Consider the following 1928-nt stretch of genomic DNA (forward strand, 5'->3'; position numbering starts at 1 on the left):
TAGTATAAGGTAGATTCTATACGCGTTACGCACCCGTGCGCCGGTCGTCAGCAATAGCAAGCTACTCTGTTACCCCTCGACTTGCATGTGTTAAGCCTGCCGCTAGCGTTCATCCTGAGCCAGGATCAAACTCTTCATCGTTAAATTTTTAAGTGTTGCCACTAATATGCTTAACAACCAAAGAAATTAATTAGTACTCGAATGGTTTATTCTCTTGTTTGTTTATAACCGTTTCCAGTTATAAACTTACGCTGTCAATTCAATATGTTTATGAACTTGTATTCTTATTTTTAATTTGCTAATTCGTTACCTTATTAGCGGGCTGCAAATGTAAAACCCTTTTTTATTCTGTGCAATGTTTTTTTGTTTTTATTTTAAAAACTTTGAAGCTTTTAAAACTCTAAAAAAAACATCTAATGTCACTGAACTTTTTCGCTCTAAATTTTAACGTTTTTAGCGGCTGCAAACTTACAACCTTTATTTTATATAAAAAGCTTTTTTTGAAAGTTTTTTATATTTTTATTTTCGCCTTGTTTTAGAACTTCGCTTTTTGTTATTGTCTGTGTGACTACAACGCTAAGCGGCTGCAAATGTACAACTGATTTTCAACCTGACAAGCTTTATTTTAATCTTTTTTTAAAACTTATTTTTAACCCCTACTAATCAGTGATTTACAATTTATAATATTATTATAAAACACCCATAGTCACTTTCAATAGACCCAAAACTCAATAATGAGCCAGAACTATACATTCTATCTTGAATAGATAAGAAAGTATTACAAACAAAACATGAAAACAGAAACTTGAAATTATACTATTTAATTATTTACAACCACACATCTATAACTCATCATAGTTCCTGTAGTCAATCAAGACGCATATTATTCTATTAAATAAAAAAGGATGCCGTTTCTATCACTCTCGCAAAGCACAGCTAACCAATATTTAAGTCTATCCATAGATGAATAGATTATAATTATTCCTAACTATAATCTTGCACAAATTATCTACCTCAAAAAATCACATCAAAAATCACATGTTATAGACAACAGGTTTTTATTTAGTAATTATTAATTAAGATTTTCATTTAAGTTTATCACAAAAAAAATCCTCAACAAATAAATGTTGAGGATTCTCTAAAAAAGGCGACGACCTACTCTCCCACGAATGTAGTACCATCGGCGCAAATAGGCTTAACTTCTCTGTTCGGAATGGTAAGAGGTGAGCCCTATCGCAATAATCACCTTAAGTCTTTCGGTGTATGTAGTGATTTAAGATCAACTACTTAACCGTATAAAATAACATATTGAAAAAAGTACACTTTAGTGTATTAAACATGAAAATCGTAATAATATGTATTGTACTTAGTAAAAAAACAGGCGTACAATAAGCCTATGGGTTATTAGTATCACTCGGCTATGACATTACTGCCTTTACACCTATGACCTATCAACGTAGTAATCTCCTACGACCCTTTAAAGAAATCTCATCTTGTGGTGGGTTTCGCGCTTATATGCTTTCAGCGCTTATCCCTTCCCAACGTAGCTACTCTGCAATGCTCCTGGCGGAACAACAGATACACCAGAGGTTAGTCCAACTCGGTCCTCTCGTACTAGAGTCAGATCCACTCAAATTTCTAACGCCCACTGTAGATAGAGACCGAACTGTCTCACGACGTTCTGAACCCAGCTCGCGTGCCACTTTAATGGGCGAACAGCCCAACCCTTGGGACCTTCTCCAGCCCCAGGATGTGACGAGCCGACATCGAGGTGCCAAACCCCCCCGTCGATATGAGCTCTTGGGGGAGATCAGCCTGTTATCCCCGGCGTACCTTTTATCCTTTGAGCGATGGCCCTTCCATACGGAACCACCGGATCACTATGCTCTACTTTCGTACCTGATCGACTTGTAGGTCTCTCAGTCAAG

General features: G+C 36.5%; 3 rRNA genes. All 3 read right to left on the bottom strand.

Features of this window, described 5'->3' with window-relative positions:
* Nucleotides 1-141, bottom strand: a 16S ribosomal RNA gene (locus ASC44_RS00105); the annotation flags it as partial.
* Nucleotides 142-1142: 1001 nt separating this feature from the next.
* Nucleotides 1143-1250, bottom strand: a 5S ribosomal RNA gene (rrf, locus tag ASC44_RS00110).
* A gap of 134 nt (nucleotides 1251-1384) precedes the next feature.
* Nucleotides 1385-1928: ribosomal RNA gene (locus ASC44_RS00115) — 23S ribosomal RNA — on the bottom strand; the annotation flags it as partial.

Origin of the sequence: Lacinutrix mariniflava, from assembly GCF_001418015.1 — a bacterium.
GTDB lineage: Bacteria > Bacteroidota > Bacteroidia > Flavobacteriales > Flavobacteriaceae > Lacinutrix > Lacinutrix mariniflava.